Here is a 15,770-nt window from a genome sequence, read left to right on the forward strand (position 1 = left end):
TCGACGTGTGCCAGCCAACGGATCCCCCGCCCCCGTCACCGGGGTGTCCTTCGTGATGCCGGTGCTGAACGAACGCGCCTACCTGGAGCACGCCGTCGCCTCGGTGCTGGCCCAGGAGGTGGGGGTTCCGACCGAGCTCGTCCTCGCGCTGGGACCGTCATCGGACGGCACCACCGACCTCGCCCGCCGCCTCGCGGCCGCCGACGACCGGATCCAGCTGGTGGACAATCCCGCCGCGCACATCCCCGTCGGGCTCAACGCCGCGATCCGTGCCAGCCGCTACCGCACCGTCATCCGGGTCGATGCGCACTCCGAGCTCGCCCCCGGATACGCCGCCCGTGCCCTGCAGACCCTGCAGCGCACGGGAGCGGCCAACGTCGGCGGCGTCATGCACGCGGAGGGCCGCACCCCGTTCCAGAAGGCCGTCGCCCGGCTGTACAACTCCCCCGTCGGCCTCGGCGGCGGCGCGTATCACGGCGGCCGGGTCGAGGGCGAGGCCGAGTCGGCCTACCTCGGTGTGATGAGACGAGAGGTCCTCGACGAGGTCGGTCTCTTCGACGAGTCGATCCGCCGCGGCGAGGACTGGGAGCTGAACCTGCGCATCCGTCAGGCCGGTCACTGCGTATGGTTCGACCCCGAGCTGGCGGTGACCTACTGGCCCCGGGAGAGCTGGCTGCGACTGGCCAGGCAGTTCCGCGCGACGGGGGCCTGGCGAGGAGAGCTGGTGCGCCGCTTCGGGCGCCGCAACGGTCTGCGCTACTTCGCCCCGCCGGTGCTCCTGCTGTTCGTCGTGCTCGCCGTCGTGCTCGGCATCCTGCAGCTCACCGGGGTCGTGTCCGGCACGGTCTCCCTCATCGCCTCGGGCCTGGTCTACCTCCCGCTCGCGCTCTACGTGCTGCTCGTGATCGGCGTGGCCCTCGCCCCGGGCGGGGGCGGCGTGCGGCAGCGCCTGTGGACGCTGCTCGTGCTGCCCACCATGCACCTCTCGTGGGGCCTGGGCTTCCTCGGGGGCGTGCTGCGCGGAGCCGGCGACACCGTGGACGCGTCCCGGCTCGGCACGCGCAACACCCCGCTGCCCTGACCTCCGACGACTACGGCGTGACGAATCCGAGGTCGAGGATCCGATCGACCACCCGCTGCGCGGCCCGGCCGTCGTCGAGCGCGTTGAACTGCCGCTGCCAGGCGGCGTAGCGCTCGGCGTAGCGCTCCCGGTGGCCCTCGTCCGCCATCGCCGCCACGAGCTCGTCCTGGGTGCGGACCAGAGGGCCGGGTGCCCGCTCCGCCAGGTCGAAGTAGAAGCCCCGGAGCTGGCCGCGGTAGTGGTCGAGGTCGGGCACGAGGAAGTACATCGGCTTGCCTGTGACGGAGAAGTCGAACATGACGGAGGAGTAGTCCGTGACGAGGGCGTCGGCGGCGAGCAGGAGCTGCGACGTCTCGGGGTAGCCGGTCACGTCGATCACCCGCGCGCCGGCACGGTCCCTGCCCTCCCCCAGCGTGCGCGAGTGACCGCGCACCAGCACGACCGCGTTCGTCTGCCGCGCCAGGAGCTCGGGATCGACGAAGTCGACCATCTCCGCCCGGTCGTCCCGCCAGGTCGGCGCGTAGAGCAGGACGCGTTCGTCCGCCCCGATGCCGAGCGCCGCGCGCACCGCGACCGGGTCACCCGTGCGCAGCGCATCGTTGCGCGGATAGCCGTCGATCCAGATCGGCCGCCCGAAGAACGCGTAGGCCTTGCGGAGGATCCGCGCGGCGTACGCGTTCTGCGCCAGAAGCACATCCCACCGCCGCGACTCCTTGACCACCGCCGCCATCCGGCGGGGGTCGAAGCCGGGACGGTGCAGGGCCAGGCGCTTGAGAGGCGTGCCGTGCCAGGTCTGCAGCACCTTCTGCCCCGGCTTGCGCACGAAGCGGCGCCGCATCCAGTCGTTCACGATCAGGAGCCGCGCGGCGCCGCGAGCACGCCACCATTCCGGGCTGCCCTCGATCACCGCGATCGCGCCGTCCGGCACCTCGACCGACAGGTCCACGACGCTCCAGTACCGGCGGACCTGCGGGGCGCGCCGGGCGAGTTCCCGGTCGATGGCGCGCGGGTTGCAGCCCACGCTCCGGCCGTAGAAGCTCTCGAAGAATACGGCGTTCTCCGTGCCGCCGGCCTGCGCCACGTACCGCTCCTCGAGCGTGGAGCGTCCCTCCGCCGTGTCGTACACCGGGTCGAGGGGAGCGCCGATGCGGGCGACGGCGCCGTCGACGGCGATCCGCACGCCCGGGAGCACGACCGGCGCGAGACGGAGGGCCGTCAGATCGACGCCCTCGATGCGCAGTTCGTACTCCCCGGATGGCAGAGGCAGCTCCGGACCGCCCCATCGCGACGCACGGAGCGCGAACGTCGCCTTCCAGGTCTTTCCCCCGCCGGTGAGGCGGGCTTCCACCCGCGCTCGCGGCCCGATGAGCTCGGCGCTCGTCGGACGCTCCCCGGTCCCTGCGATGACCAGCGCCTGTGCCGTGTCATCGATGCGGGCCGTCGTCATTCTGCTCCCTTCGGCGCGGGGACCCCCCGCGCACGGATCGCGCGGTACACCCGACGGGTGTTCTGGCCGTCGCGGAACGCGTGCATCTCCGCGCTGAGCGTAGCGGAACGCCCGGCGGCCTCGTCGAACGCGGCCGCGTCGCCCAGCAGCGATGCCAGCCGCGCGAGTGCGGGCTCCCACCCGGTCGCGACGCCCGACGCGGCGACCTCCTCGAAGCGGCCGTAGAAACCGCGGGTCCGGGCGTACTCCGCCACATCCGGCGCGAGGAAGACGACCGGCATGGCGAGGAGGCCCACGTCGTAGGCGAGCGAGGAGTAGTCGGTGATGAGGATGTCGACGGCAGGAAGGAGCGGCGTGACATCGCTGACGACCATGCTGGGCAGCGCCCGCACCCGTGTCGTCGGCAGGGGCGGCGCGTAGCTGCCGTCGCCGAGCGGATGAGAGCGCACGAGCAGGACGGCGTCGTGCTCCTCCAGCACCCGGATGATCCGCATCCATTCCTCGGCCGTCGGCACGGACGGGTCGGGGGCGCCGTCCCGCCACGTCGGGGCATAGAGCACGACGCGGTCGGCGTCGCCGATCGCACCCACGGCCTCGGCGAGCAGAGCCCGTGCGTGGGCGCGGCGTTCCTGGGGTGCGCCGATCGACAGCACGTCGACGCGCGGCTCCCCCGTGACCACGACCCGGTCGTCGCTCAGTCCGAACGCGGACTCGAGGCGTGCCCTGGCCCGGTGCGACGCCGCGGGGAGCACGCGGATCCGTTGCGCGGCGCCGCGGTACAGCAGCCCGACGAGGCGCCGCAGAATCGGGGCGCCGGGGACGGCAGGCACCTGCGTCGTGGCCGGGGAGTCGAGTCCGATGCGCTTGAGCGGGATGCCGTGCCAGAGCTGCACGACGAAAGCACCGCCGTTGCCGTAGCGGTTCACGTCGCCGAGGCCGTGCGTCACGACCAGCACGCCGGCGCGGGCGGTGGCCCACCAGCCGCGGAGGCCGCCCCGCGGGACGGTCCGCAGGCCGAGGGCCTCGGCGTCGGCCGCTTCGCGCGCCGACCCGGTCAGCCAGAGGGTGTCGTGCCCCTCCGCTGCCGCATACCGGTGCAGGGCGAGAGCGCCGTCGCCGACGCCGGCGCCGCAGCCGAAGACCCAGCGCCGGCCGCGCGGCACGACGAGGGTGCCCAGGCGACCGAGGGCGTACAGCGGGATCCGGAGCAGCTTGGCCGCGTTGCCGGTGCCGAAAGAGAAGGACGCCACCCGGCGAGCCTATCGCGCGGGTGGCGTCCTTCTCTGACGGGGCGATCAGCCGGCGAGCGTGCCGAGCGTCACCTCGATCTGACTCTGCTTGCCGTTACGGACGTAGGTCACGTCGGCCGTGCTGTCGGCCGCCGCCGCGCGGACCTGAGCGGTCAGGTCGGTCGCGCTCGTGATCGGCACCCCGTTGAAGTTCGTCACGACGTCGCCGGCCTGGAGACCCGCGGCCGCGGCCGCGCCCCCGTCGGTGACCTCGGCGATGTACGCACCGGCCTCGGTCGCGCCCTCGACGCCGGAGGCATCGCGGACCGATGCGCCGAGCAGACCGTGGGTGGCCGCGCCGTCGGCGATGATCTCGTCCGCGACGCGCTTGGCGATGTTGGACGGGATGGCGAAGCCGATGCCGATCGAGCCCGACTCCTCGGAGCTGCCCGAGCTCGCGATGGCGACGTTGATGCCGATCAGCTCGCCCTTGCTGTTGACGAGGGCGCCGCCCGAGTTGCCGTGGTTGATCGCGGCATCCGTCTGGATCACGGCGATCGAGATCGACTCGGTGGCCTGCTGCCCGCTGTTCCCGGGCAGATCGAACTGGAACGGCCCTTCGCTCTGCCCGTCCTCCGGCGCCTGCTGCTGCGGGGCGTCCTCGGAGGAGGAGTCGGGAAGCGCGGACGAGGCGATCTGGATGCTGCGGTTCAGCGCGCTCACGATGCCTGTGGTGACCGAGTTCGCCAGGCCTAGCGGGGCGCCGAGCGCGACGGCGGTGTCGCCGACGTTGAGCTTCGACGAGTCCGCGAACTCGATCGGCGTGAGGCCCTCGGCGTCGGTGAGCTTGATCACCGCGAGGTCGTAGATCGGGTCCGTGCCGACCACGGTGGCGTCGTAGATACGGCCGTCGGAGGTCGTGACGCGGATCGTCGGATCGGCCGCCGCCCCACCGAGGGTGACCACGTGGGTGTTGGTGAGGACGTAGCCGTCCTTGCTGATGATGACGCCCGAGCCGCTGCCGGCCTCCTGCGATCCGGCCACCTCGATGGTGACGACGGAGGGCAGGGCCTCGGTCGCGACGGCAGTGGTCTCGTTGACCGAGCCGGGGTTGTTGACGGTGACGGTCTGCGGGCCCTGAGCGGTGCCGGAGGACGGGGAGTCCTGCAGCCCGGTGAGCAGGGCGCCGCCGCCGAATCCGGCGACGCCGCCGACGAGGGCGGCCGCGACGATGAACGCCGCCACGCGGGTGCCGCCGCGCGACTTCTCCTTCGTGGCCGCGGGGGCCTGCTCGGCCGGCGGCACGGTGCCGTCGAGCGACCGGGTGTCCTGCGCCGGGACGCCGAATGCGGCGCCGGGGACGCCCGCCGCGGCGGGACCGGGCGCGGCCAGCCCGTGCGGCACGGGTGCCACGGTCGGGGTGCCGGCGGCGTGCGACGCGAACGTCGGCGGCATGTGGTGGCCCTGCGGGGCGACCGGGGCGGAAGCGGCCGGAGCGCCCGTCACAGGGGTGCCGTCGGCGGCCGGAGACGGCGCGCTCGGCGCGGCCTCGGGGGTCTGAGGGGTCTGGGGGGTGTGTCCGGCCGACACGGCGTCGTCCGACGCCGGTGCCGGGCGGTCCTGCGGGTTGTCCTGGTTCATGGTGTGCTCCTTCAACGCCCCTCCAGGATGCCCCGCATCCCTGTGCGTTCCTTATGCCCAGCGTGAGTTTCCGCTATGGCCTTAGCCTGTTCTTCATGAGTGTCATCCCCGGCGCATGGCGTCGCACGGCGGCCGGTGCCGGTCTGCTCGACGCGGACGGAACCGTCGCGCCCACCATCTTCGCAGAGATGTCCGCCGCGGCGGTCAGGACCGGAGCCATCAACCTGGGGCAGGGCTTCCCGGACGAGGACGGCCCGGAGGCGGTGCTCGACGCCGCACGCGCCGCGATCGCCGACGGGGTCAACCAGTACCCGCCGGGACGCGGGTTCCCCGACCTCCTGACGGCCATCGCAGAGCACCAGCGGCGGTTCTACGGACTCGAGGTGGACCCGGGCACCGAGGTCATCGTGACGGCCGGCGCCACCGAGGCCCTCACCGCGACCCTGCTCGCCCTGATCGACGGGTCGGAGGACGAGGTCGTCGTCTTCGAGCCCTACTACGACTCGTACGCCGCCGCGGTGGCGCTCGCGGGTGCCCGGCTCCGGACGGTGCCCCTGCGGGCGCCCGGGTTCCAGCCCGACCTGGATCAGCTGGCGGAGGCCGTCACGGACCGGACCAGGATCATCCTCGTCAACGACCCGCACAACCCCACCGGAGCCGTCTTCGACGAGGAGGTGCGCCGCGAGGTGGTGCGCCTGGCCGCGCGGCACGACGCCGTGATCGTCACCGACGAGGTGTACGAGCACCTCACCTTCGACGCCCCGCACGTCCCGATCGCCACCCTGCCCGGTGCCGCGGAGCGGACGCTCACCATCTCATCGGCGGGGAAGACCTTCTCGACCACGGGGTGGAAGATCGGCTGGATGCACGGCCCCGCCGCACTCATCACGGCCGTCCTGACCGTCAAGCAGTACCTCACCTACGTCAACGGCGCCCCCTTCCAGCCCGCCGTCGCCGTCGGGCTCCGCCTCGACGACGCGTTCTTCACGGACGCGGCCGCCGTGCTCGCCCGCAAGCACGCGATCCTCGGCGACGGTCTCCGCGCCGCCGGCTTCACGGTCCACGCACCGCAGGGCGGCTACTTCACTGTGGCCGATGCGACGGCGCTCGGCGGCGCCGATGCGGCGGCCTTCTGCCGCACGCTTCCTGACCGGGCCGGCGTCGTCGCGATCCCGCTCACTGCCTTCGTGTCCCCCGCGCAGCGCTCGGCGTACGCGGGGCTCGTGCGTTTCGCGGCGTGCAAGCGCATCGATGTCCTCGAGGAGGCGGCGGCGCGCCTCGCCGGCCTGAACCCGTGAGCGGGTCCGGTCAGCGCGGCACCACAGCGTAGCGGCGGGCCCGCAGCGAGGGATTGGTCGCACGGACGCGCGCGATCGCCGCGCCGTCGACCACGCCGAGGGCCACTCCGGGCTCGGAGCCGATGCCGGCGCGGACGACGCCCTGCGGGTCGACGATGCGCGAGTGGCCCACGCCGATCGGCGCCGGGTGGTCGGCGGCGATCACGAACACCGTGTTCTCGATGGCCCGCGCGGCGAGCAGGGTGGTCCAGTGCTGCTCCTTGAGCGGTCCGCGCACCCACTCCGCGGGCACCACGAGCGCATCGGCACCGGCGACCGCGAGAAGCCGCGACAGCTCGGGGAACCGCAGGTCGTAGCAGGTCATCAGCCCGAAGCGCAGTCCGCCGACCTCGAACACCGCGGGCTCGCCGATCTCCCCCGGCTCCACCCAGTCCGACTCGGTCTGCCCGAACGCGTCGTAGAGGTGCTGCTTCCGGTAGACCGCGAGGATGCCGTCGCCGCGCACGGCGACGACGCTGTTGCGCACGCGCCCCTCGTCCGAGGCCCTCTCCGTGACGCCCGCGACGATGACGACGGCGAGCTCCGCGGCCAGACCGATCAGCCCGGTCACGAACTCGCCGTCGAGACCCTCCGCATTCGCCGCGAGGCGTTCGTCCATCGGGTCGACGAAGTAGCTCGAGTACTCGGGGAACACGATCAGCTTCGCCCCGAGGCGCGCGGCCTCCGTCGCCAGCTCCGCGATCCGTTCCCGGTTGGCCTCGCGGGAATCCGTGGGGGCGAACTGGCACACGGCGACGGGCACGGCGGTGTTCTCAGACATGACGCCATCCTCTCGCACCCGCTGCCGCCGCGCTCGATTCGACGGCTCCCCGGATCCGTGATAAGTTATCTCTTGTGGCGCGGGGTGGAGCAGTTCGGTAGCTCGCCGGGCTCATAACCCGGAGGTCGCAGGTTCAAATCCTGTCCCCGCAACAAATGAAAGGCCCTCTGGCCGGGAGAAATCCCAGGCCGGAGGGCCTTTCGCATGTGGCGGGAGCCGAGCTCTGCGAGTATCGAGGGGTGAACCGACCGGTCGACATCGATGAGCGGCTCGTCGCCGACCTCGTCGCGGAGCAGTTCCCCCGCTGGGCGCACCTTCCCGTCCGCGCCGTGGCGCGTCAGGGGTGGGACAACAGGACGTTCCGTCTCGGTGACGAGTTGTCGGTGCGACTTCCTCGTGCCGAGGCCTACGCCGCGGCCGTGCAGAAGGAGAGCAGGGCGCTCGAGTTCCTCGACGGAAGGCTCCCCGTCGCGGTTCCCTCCGTCGTGGCGCTGGGGGAACCCGGTCGAGGTTATCCGTTGCCGTGGTCGATCCGCCGGTGGCTCGACGGCGACACCGTCGACCACGCCACGGGGATCGATCGCGCTCGCCTCGCCGCGGATCTCGGGGGCCTCCTCCGCGTCCTGAGGTCTCTCCGCGTGCACGCGGGGCGGGCCGCCGGCCGGCACTCGTTCTTCCGCGGTTCGCATCCGAGCGTCTACAGCGATGAGGTCCACGCCGCGCTCCAGCGGCTTGACGGCATCCTGGACGCGGAACTCTGCCGGAGCGTCTGGCTCGACGCGACGAGCAGCGCGTGGGAGTCCTCGCCGGTCTGGTTCCACGGCGACGTCGCCGTCGGCAACCTGCTCGTCAGCGACGGCCGCCTGTCGGCCATGATCGACTTCGGCACCTGCGGCGTCGGCGATCCGGCCTGCGACCTCGTCATGGCATGGACGTCCTTCGACGGGGACGCGCGCGATGCATTCCGCGACGCCGTCGACCTCGATGCCGCGACCTGGCGACGGGCTCGCGGCTGGGCGCTCTGGAAGGCCCTGGTGACTCTCTCCGACGGGTCAGGGCCGGGCGGCGACGACAGCCGACGCGTGCTCCACGAGGTGCTGACCAGCCCGCTCTAGGCCTCCGGTCAGCGGACGACGGCGGTGGGCGCCACGAGCGCGGCGAGCACCTCGTGGCTGATGGAGCCGAGCAGGAAGCGGGCGACCGCGCCCCGCCCGTGCGAGCCGACCACGGCGAGGCTCGCGGTGGCGGCGGCGCGGTTGATGACCTCGGACGGATATCCGCGTTCGACTCGGGGCTGGATCTCGAGATCCGGATAGGTCGAGCGCAATCCGCCGAGAGCGACGGCGAGGGTCTCCTCGGACAGCTCCTGCATGGAGGAGAGGTACTGCTCGGGATACGCCCTCGCTCCGCGCGGGAGGGGGACGGGAGTCCATACCGTCACCGCGACGAGGGGCTCGCCGAGACGGTCGGCTTCGGCAGCGGCGAAGGCGACGGCGGCTTCCGAGATCGGAGACCCGTCCACCCCGACGACCACACCGCGACGGTCGCTCGTCTCGATGTCGGGGATCACCACGACCGGGCAGGAGGAGTCGGCGACGATGCGCAGCCCGTGGGCCCCGCGCCGCGGGCTGTCCGCGTCATCGGGACGGAAGTCGCTGCCGATCACGAGGAGGTTTGCTCCCGCGGTGGTCGACACGAGCTGACGGACAGGGTCGCCGCGGAGCACGACGATGTCGACGTCCAGCCCCTGGGCCTTCAGCGTCTCCGCGTGCTCCTCCAGCAGACTCCGCGCCGCCGCGATCGCGGCGTCCACCACGGGGCCTTCCCCGACGGCACCGACCGCTCCCCCGACGACGCTCGCGAGGAGCAGCGAGGCCTTCCGCGACCGGGCGCGATGCGCGGCCCATTCCAGTGCTCGTCGTCCCGCCGACGTGTCCACCACTCCCACAACGATGCGCTCAGCCACGGCACCCTCCCTGTTCCCCTCCACCCTCCCATGCCACCCCCTCCCCGCGCGACGGTCCGTCCCGGACAAAACCCTCCGCCGGCTCAGGCACTCGCGCCCGTTCAGGCTTCCTGCCCAGAGGGCGCCTGACCTCGCGCGCCCGCCTGCTGCCGCGAGAACGCCTGTCCCGCCGCGCCACGCGCGCAACCAGGCACCCGCGCGGAATCAGGCTCGCGTGCAGGCTGTCGCCTGATCTCGCGCGAGCGCCTGGTGCGGCGGACCGGCTTCCGGCGCACCGCGAGTTCCGGGAATGCGAAAGGGCACCCCGCGAGGGGTGCCCTTTCGTGTGCGTGGGAGCATCACTCTCCCGCGGCGGCCTCCAGCTCCAGGAGCTTCTCGACGGCCGCGGTGAGGCGCTTGTCCGCCTCGCCGAACTTCTCCAGGTCGCCCTCGGCGAGAGCCGCCTGGCGGTCGAGCAGCGCCTGCTGCGCCTTCGCCAGGGCATCGGCTTGCTCGTCCGTCGGCGTCGGCGTGGTCGGCGTCTCGCCGGTGTCGGGATCGGTCGTGCCCGGATCGGTGGGTTCGACCTCGTCGTCACCACCGGTCGCGCCGGAGTCGCCGCCGAACAGCGTGTCCAGCGCCTCGGTGAGCGTGTTCTCGAAGGCCACCCGGTCACCGAAGGCGACGAGCACCTTCTGCAGACGCGGCAGCTGCGTCCCCTCGGACGACTGCACGTAGACCGGCTGGACGTAGAGCAGACCGCCACCGACGGGCAGGGTCAGCAGGTTGCCGTAGATGACCTCGGACTCCCCCTGCTGGAGCAAGTTGAGCTGCGGGACCACCGCGGTGTCGGAGTTGTAGGTGTTCTGCACCTGACCGGGACCGGGCACCGTGGTGTCGGTGTCGATCTCGAGCATGCGCAGCTGCCCGTACCCCTCGGCCTTCACGCCCTTCTCGGCGCCGGCATCCGAGTCGACGGCGAGGTAGCCCATCAGCACGTCACGGCTTCCACCCGCGCCCTGGGAGGCCGGGATGAACGTGGAGAACATCGAGAACCGCGGTTCGTCCTGACCCGGCATCTGCATGGTCAGGTAGTACGGCGGCTGCAGCATCGCGTCGCTGCGCGGGTCGTTCGGCGTCTGCCAGCGGTTGTCCTGCTGGGCGAACGAGCCGGCCTTGTCGACGTGGTAGATGCCGAGGATGTCGCGCTGCACCTTGAACAGATCGGTCGGGTACCGGACGTGGCTCATGAGCTCGCCGGACATCTCGCTGATCGGCTTGAGGGTGGACGGGTAGACCTTCTGCCAGGTCTTCAGGACCGGGTCCTCCTCGTCCCAGGCGTACAGCGTGACCGAGCCGTCGTAGGCGTCGACCGTGGCCTTGACCGAGTTGCGGATGTAGTTGATGTCGTCGATCGCGAGCGACGGCGTCGGCACGTTCGAGTCGGCGATCGCGTCGGACAGGCTCACGCTCGTCGAGTACGGGTAGGTCGAGCTCGTCGTGTAGCCGTCCACGATCCAGACGATGCGGCCGTCCACGACGCTCGGGTACGGGTCGCTGTCGAGCTCGAGGTACGGCGCGACCTTCTGCACGCGGGTCTTCGGGTCGCGGTCGTAGAGGATCTGGGAGTCCTCGTTGACGAGGTTCGAGAACAGGATCTGCTCCGACTGGAACTTGAGCGCGTAGAGCAGCTTGGTGAAGCTGTCGCCGATCTTCGGCCCGCCGTTCCCGGAGAACGTCGTCTTCGTCTCGCTCGAGCCGTCCTTGCCCCGCGGGTAGTCGATCTCGACCGGGTCGGCCCCCTCGGGGGCGCCCACGATGGAGTACTCCGGGGAGTTCTCGCCGAAGTAGACCCGCGGCTCGAAGTCGCCCTGCTCGGACAGGAAGCCCGAGGTCGGGATGCCGCGCTCGAGGAAGACGGGCTCGCCGTCGGTCGTGCGCTGGTTGCCCGCCGCGGCGACGAGGCCGTAGCCGTGCGTGTAGACCGCGACGCGGTTGTTCCAGTTGTCGCCGTCGCCGAGGCCCGACATGTCGAGGTCACGGACGGAGACGACGGTGTCCTGCTTCACGCCGTCGATCTCGTAGCGGTCGACGTCCATGGTCGTCTGGAACTGGTAGTAGCCGCGGTACTGCTCGAGCTGACGGACCGTCGGCGGGATGACCTTCGGGTCCATGATGCGGATCGACGCGGTGGTCTCGGCGTCGGCGCGGAGCTGCCCCGCCTCGGCGTCGGTCTCGGCCTCGAAGGCCGTGGTCTCCAGGTCGGCGACGCCGTAGGCCTCCTTCGTGCCGTCGATGTTCCGCTGGTAGTACTCGGCCTGGTAGGCGTTCTGGTTCGGCTTGACCTGGAAGGTGGTGACCACCCACGGGTAGCCGATGCCGATGACGAGCGAGGCCACGATCAGCAGCGCGGTCGCCGCGAGCGGGAAGCGCCAGCGGCCGATGACGGCCGTGACGAAGAAGAGGATGGCGACGACGGCGGCGATGATCGCGAGGATGCCGAGGCCGGGGATGGTCGCGTTGGCGCCGGTGTAGGCGGCACCCGTGATGCGGTCGTCCGGCTCGACGAGGGTCTTGTAGCGATCCAGCCACAGGCTCGCCGCCTGCACGAGCAGGTAGAGACCCGCGATGACCGCGAGCTGGATGCGGGCCGGCTTGGAGATGCGCAGCTCGCCCTGGCCGACGCGCACCGAGCCGTAGAGGTAGGACACGAGTGCGGTGACGAGGAGGCTGAGCAGCAGGACCGCCGAGACGAACGCGAGGAGGATCGAGTAGAACGGCATCGCGAACATGTAGAAGCCCGTGTCGACCTTGAACTGCGGGTCGACCTCACCGGTGGCGACGCCGTTGGCCCACAGCCACACGGTCTTCCAGTTGCCCGCTGCCGCGAAGCCCGCGAAGAGGCCGAAGAAGATGGGCATGCCCCACATCGCCAGGCGCCGCAGCGGCTCGATGACCTCCTGGTAGCGGTCGAGCTGCGAGCTCAGCCGGACGTAGACCGGGCGGAGCCGGTACGCGAGCTGGATGACGACGAACAGCGGCACGGCCATGCCGAGGAAGCCGACGACGAACATCACCGCCGTCGCGATCCACTGCGTGGTGAGCACGCCGGTGAACCCGACCTGGTCGAACCAGAGGAATTCGGTGTAGAGCGACGCGAAGACGAAGAACGCCGCGATGAGCGCGGCGATGATCACCAGGGAGATTCCGAGGATGCGTCGGGAGGTTCGAGGCGTGGCCGGGGGCTGGGCTGGGGTCGAGGTCACCCCTCCATCCTAGGCACCGCTCGCTGTGGGCGGGCTGTCACACCGGTCACGGCGGGGTCACGACCCGCGCCGGTTCAGGTGGCCGGGATGTCGCAGGTCGGCAGCGCGTCGACGTCGCCGTCCTCGGCGATGACCTCCAGCGCCGCGAGCGATTCGTCGAGGGTCGCGGTGCGGATGACCTGCAGGCCGTCCGGCACGTGCCCCACGACCTCGTCGCAGTTCGCCTCCGGGGCGAGGAAGTAGTCCGCACCGGCGTCGCGGGCGCCGTAGAGCTTCTGGCGGATGCCTCCGATCGGCCCGACGGTCCCCTCGGCGTCGATCGTCCCCGTACCCGCGACCTCCTTGCCGCCGTTCAGCTCGCCCGGCGTCAGGGTGTCGATGATCCCGAGAGCGAACATCATCCCCGCGCTGGGGCCGCCGACGTTGTCGAGCTGGATCGTGACGTCGACCTCGAAGTCGTAGTCCGTGCGCAGCGTGATGCCGATCAGCCACGTCGTCGTGCCGTCCTGGGTCTGCTCCTCTGGCGTGATCTCCACGGTCTGCTCGTCGCCGTCGCGGCGCACCGTGAGCGCGACCGGATCGCCGCCCGCCTCCTGGATGGCCTCGCGCAGCGCGGTGGCCGAGGTCACGGGCGTGCCGTCGATCGCGGTGATCACGTCGTCCGCCTGGAGCAGACCGTCGGCCGGCGACCCTTCGACCGCATCGACCACGACGACCTCGGCTCCCGTGTCGTAGCCGAGCTCGTTCAGCGCGGCGGCCGTCGCCTCGTGCTGCGAGTCGACCATGAGCATCGCGTTGCGCTCGTCCCGCTGCTCGGTGGTGACGCCCTCGGGGAAGACCGCGTCCAGCGGCACGACGGCCCGCGACGCGTCCATCCAGGCGAGGGCGAGCTCGAACCAGCTCGGCGTGCGCTCCCGGTTGCCGACGACCTGGACGGTGGTGAGGTCGAGCGTTCCGCCCGTCTCGTAGGTCTCCGTCCCCTCCACGCTGATGAGCGGGACCTGCTCGCCGTCCGCGTTCTTCGCGGTGCCGAGGGTGTCGTACACCGGACCGGGGCGCTGGATGACGTACGGCGAGGGCAGGAACGTGAGGACGGCGAGCGCCGCGAGCGCGACCACCAGCGCCCAGACCCCGAGTCCGAGCTTCCCTGCGCGCGGTCGTTCCACAGCAATCCTCCGTCGTTCGCGAGCGGCGTACAGCGATCTGCCCGCTTCGGGGTCGCGCACTGAAACCTGTGACTAGCGTAGATGCCACGGCTTCAGACGTGCTGAGAGGGCGAGCGACATGGCAGACAACGAACCGAACCCGGAGGACTTCCAGGAGTTCCTGCGACGGATGCTCTCGAACCAGGGCGGCGGCGACATCGACCCCGAGGCGCTGCGCGGCGCCTTCCAGGGGATGGACGGCTTCACGTTCGACCCGGCGATGATGCAGACGATCATGGCGCAACTCCAGGGTGCCTTCGGCGGCGATCCATGGGAGAACTCGCTCCGGCAGGCCCTGCACATCGCCAACCGCGAGGGCCAGGGCATCGCCGACGGCTCACGATCCTCCCTCGCCGACTCCTTCGCTCTGGCGAACCTGTGGCTGGGCGAGGTGACCACCATCTCCGAACTCGCCGCTCCCCCGGTGGCGATGACCCGCGGCGAGTGGGTCGAGAAGACGCTGCCGGTGTGGAAGGAGATCGCCGGCCCCGTCTCGACGAGCATCGCCGACGCCCTGACGGCCGCGCTCGACACCCAGGTCCCCGAGGAGATGCGCGGTGTCGTGCAGGGTGCGGGACGCCTGATGCGGGGCCTGGGCGGCTCCGTCTTCGCCGCCCAGTTCGGGCAGGTGCTCGGCAACCTCTCGCTCGAGGTCGTCTCCGGCGGCGACGTGGGCATCCCCGTGCTGCCGGCGGGCACGGCCGCCGTGATCCCGCAGAACCTCACGGCTTTCGGTGAGGGGCTCGAGATCCCCGAGGACCAGATCGCGCTCTACATCGCCACCCGCGAGCTCGCCTACGCCCGCCTGTACCGTCACGCCAAGTGGCTGCATCTGCACGTGATGGCGCAGATCACCGATTTCGCCCGCGGCGTGACGGTGGACGTCGACGCCCTGGCGGACGTGGCGAGCCGCCTCGATCCCTCGAACCCCGAGGAGCTGCGCGCGGCGATCGAGGGCGGCGCCCTCCTGCCCACGCAGACCGAGGCGCAGCGCGAGGCCCTCGCCCGCCTGGAGAACCTCATCGCGACCATCGACGGCTGGGTCGACGTGGTCACGGCGGAGGCCACCACCCGGCTGCCCGACGGCGGCAGGATCGCCGAGGCGGCCCGCCGCCGTCGCGCGGTCGGCGGCCCGGCGGAGGACGCCCTCGGCGCGCTCGTCGGGCTCAAGCTCCGCCCGCGGCGCATCCGCGAGGCATCGGCCATGTGGCGCGCGGTCACGGATGCCGTCGGCGTCGCCGCCCGGGATTCCCTGTGGGACTACCCCGACCTCATGCCCACCGCCGAGGACATCGACGACCCGACGGCGCTGATCGCACGTCTGCAGGCCGCCGAGCGCGGGGAGCAGCCCGAGGCGGACGAGTTCGACGAGGCGCTCGCGCGCCTGCTGGACGGCGACGACTTCTCCGGGGAGACGCCGGCCGAGGGCAGCGGCGAGGACGGCGACGACGACGCTCCGGAGGGCGAGCGCCCGGTCTGAGCCCGGGTCATCGAGGGCGGCTGGGCACTCTCCCTCCCCGACCGGGCAGAGCCCGCCGATTTCTCCACCGATCCCTCGAACCGGTCTGCGGCGTCGCGCGGCTCCGCAGAATCGAGGGGTGCCGCTCACCCCGACGACCCTGACCCGTCTCGATCCCGCGTTCCCGCTGCTGTGGCGCGATGGGACGACCCTCCAGATCGGCGACGACCCCGGCATCCGGGTCCCGGCCTCCGCACCGTGGGTCGAACGGCTCCTCAGCCGCATGCGCCGAGGATTCCGGCGCAGCGCGTTCGACGTCATCGCGCACCGCGCGGGTGCACCGTGGTCCGAGGCGCGACGGCTGCTGGCCGTCGTCGAA

11 protein-coding genes and 1 tRNA gene are annotated in these 15,770 nt (G+C 71.6%); 5 read left to right on the plus strand and 7 right to left on the minus strand.

The features are described from left to right. Window positions 1-55 precede the first annotated feature (55 nt). Window positions 56-1,081, plus strand: a complete 1,026-nt coding sequence (locus AB0300_RS10660) for a glycosyltransferase family 2 protein (RefSeq protein WP_366215978.1) — start codon at window positions 56-58, stop codon at window positions 1,079-1,081. Window positions 1,082-1,091: 10 nt separating this feature from the next. Here AB0300_RS10660 and AB0300_RS10665 read toward each other — a convergent pair whose 3' ends face one another. From AB0300_RS10665 to AB0300_RS10675, 3 genes are read right to left on the minus strand one after another with little or no spacing between them, the layout of a single operon-like run. Continuing rightward, window positions 1,092-2,528 carry a CDP-glycerol glycerophosphotransferase family protein gene (locus AB0300_RS10665; RefSeq protein ID WP_249521515.1) on the minus strand — a complete coding sequence of 479 codons (1,437 nt, stop codon included), beginning with the start codon at window positions 2,526-2,528 and terminating at the stop codon, window positions 1,092-1,094. Further along, on the minus strand, window positions 2,525-3,778 hold the full coding sequence (locus tag AB0300_RS10670; RefSeq protein WP_249521514.1) for a CDP-glycerol glycerophosphotransferase family protein: 1,254 nt from the start codon (window positions 3,776-3,778) through the stop codon (window positions 2,525-2,527). Before AB0300_RS10670 ends, AB0300_RS10665 begins: the two co-directional genes overlap by 4 nt. A gap of 45 nt (window positions 3,779-3,823) precedes the next feature. Further along, a complete protein-coding gene (locus tag AB0300_RS10675) occupies window positions 3,824-5,398 on the minus strand; it encodes a trypsin-like peptidase domain-containing protein (protein WP_085607064.1) in 1,575 nt (524 codons plus the stop codon). A 95-nt stretch (window positions 5,399-5,493) separates the two neighbouring features. On the opposite strand from AB0300_RS10675, the gene AB0300_RS10680 reads away from it, so the two are divergent. After that, the gene (locus tag AB0300_RS10680; RefSeq protein WP_085607380.1) at window positions 5,494-6,696 is read left to right on the plus strand and encodes an aminotransferase class I/II-fold pyridoxal phosphate-dependent enzyme; all 1,203 of its coding nucleotides are present in this window, start codon (window positions 5,494-5,496) and stop codon (window positions 6,694-6,696) included. A 10-nt stretch (window positions 6,697-6,706) separates the two neighbouring features. Here AB0300_RS10680 and AB0300_RS10685 read toward each other — a convergent pair whose 3' ends face one another. Then, window positions 6,707-7,516 (minus strand): carbon-nitrogen hydrolase family protein, encoded by an 810-nt coding sequence (locus AB0300_RS10685; protein WP_029989311.1) that lies wholly within the window; start codon window positions 7,514-7,516, stop codon window positions 6,707-6,709. A 78-nt stretch (window positions 7,517-7,594) separates the two neighbouring features. On the opposite strand from AB0300_RS10685, the gene AB0300_RS10690 reads away from it, so the two are divergent. Further along, a tRNA-Met gene (locus AB0300_RS10690) sits at window positions 7,595-7,668 on the plus strand. A gap of 87 nt (window positions 7,669-7,755) precedes the next feature. Further along, entirely contained in the window at window positions 7,756-8,631 is an 876-nt protein-coding gene (locus tag AB0300_RS10695; RefSeq protein ID WP_366215965.1) for an aminoglycoside phosphotransferase family protein, read from the plus strand. A gap of 8 nt (window positions 8,632-8,639) precedes the next feature. Here the strand turns inward: AB0300_RS10695 and AB0300_RS10700 are convergent, their stop codons facing one another. The 3 genes from AB0300_RS10700 to AB0300_RS10710 all read right to left on the minus strand — a co-directional run bounded on the left by AB0300_RS10700 (window position 8,640) and on the right by AB0300_RS10710 (window position 13,893). Then, window positions 8,640-9,482: a universal stress protein gene (locus AB0300_RS10700; protein ID WP_085607058.1), complete on the minus strand. Its 843-nt coding sequence runs from the start codon at window positions 9,480-9,482 to the stop codon at window positions 8,640-8,642. 338 nt (window positions 9,483-9,820) lie between these two features. Beyond that, the gene (locus AB0300_RS10705) at window positions 9,821-12,727 is read right to left on the minus strand and encodes a UPF0182 family protein (RefSeq protein WP_025102983.1); all 2,907 of its coding nucleotides are present in this window, start codon (window positions 12,725-12,727) and stop codon (window positions 9,821-9,823) included. 74 nt (window positions 12,728-12,801) lie between these two features. After that, window positions 12,802-13,893 (minus strand): PDZ domain-containing protein, encoded by a 1,092-nt coding sequence (locus AB0300_RS10710; RefSeq protein ID WP_126894608.1) that lies wholly within the window; start codon window positions 13,891-13,893, stop codon window positions 12,802-12,804. Window positions 13,894-14,011: 118 nt separating this feature from the next. Between AB0300_RS10710 and AB0300_RS10715 the strand changes: the two genes are divergently transcribed. After that, on the plus strand, window positions 14,012-15,412 hold the full coding sequence (locus tag AB0300_RS10715) for a zinc-dependent metalloprotease (protein ID WP_366215966.1): 1,401 nt from the start codon (window positions 14,012-14,014) through the stop codon (window positions 15,410-15,412). The last annotated feature ends 358 nt before the right edge of the window (window positions 15,413-15,770 follow it).

The organism is Microbacterium sp. NPDC078814 (assembly GCF_040702645.1).
Lineage (GTDB): Bacteria > Actinomycetota > Actinomycetes > Actinomycetales > Microbacteriaceae > Microbacterium.

Bases quoted from the DNA above. Each gene is read 5' to 3' on its own strand.
- AB0300_RS10660 (WP_366215978.1), top strand. From the start codon at position 56: ATGCCGGTGCTGAACGAACGCGCCTACCTGGAGCACGCCGTCGCCTCG.
- AB0300_RS10665 (WP_249521515.1), bottom strand. From the start codon at position 2,528: ATGACGACGGCCCGCATCGATGACACGGCACAGGCGCTGGTCATCGCA.
- AB0300_RS10675 (WP_085607064.1), bottom strand. From the start codon at position 5,398: ATGAACCAGGACAACCCGCAGGACCGCCCGGCACCGGCGTCGGACGAC.
- AB0300_RS10680 (WP_085607380.1), top strand. From the start codon at position 5,494: ATGAGTGTCATCCCCGGCGCATGGCGTCGCACGGCGGCCGGTGCCGGT.
- AB0300_RS10685 (WP_029989311.1), bottom strand. From the start codon at position 7,516: ATGTCTGAGAACACCGCCGTGCCCGTCGCCGTGTGCCAGTTCGCCCCC.
- AB0300_RS10715 (WP_366215966.1), top strand. From the start codon at position 14,012: ATGGCAGACAACGAACCGAACCCGGAGGACTTCCAGGAGTTCCTGCGA.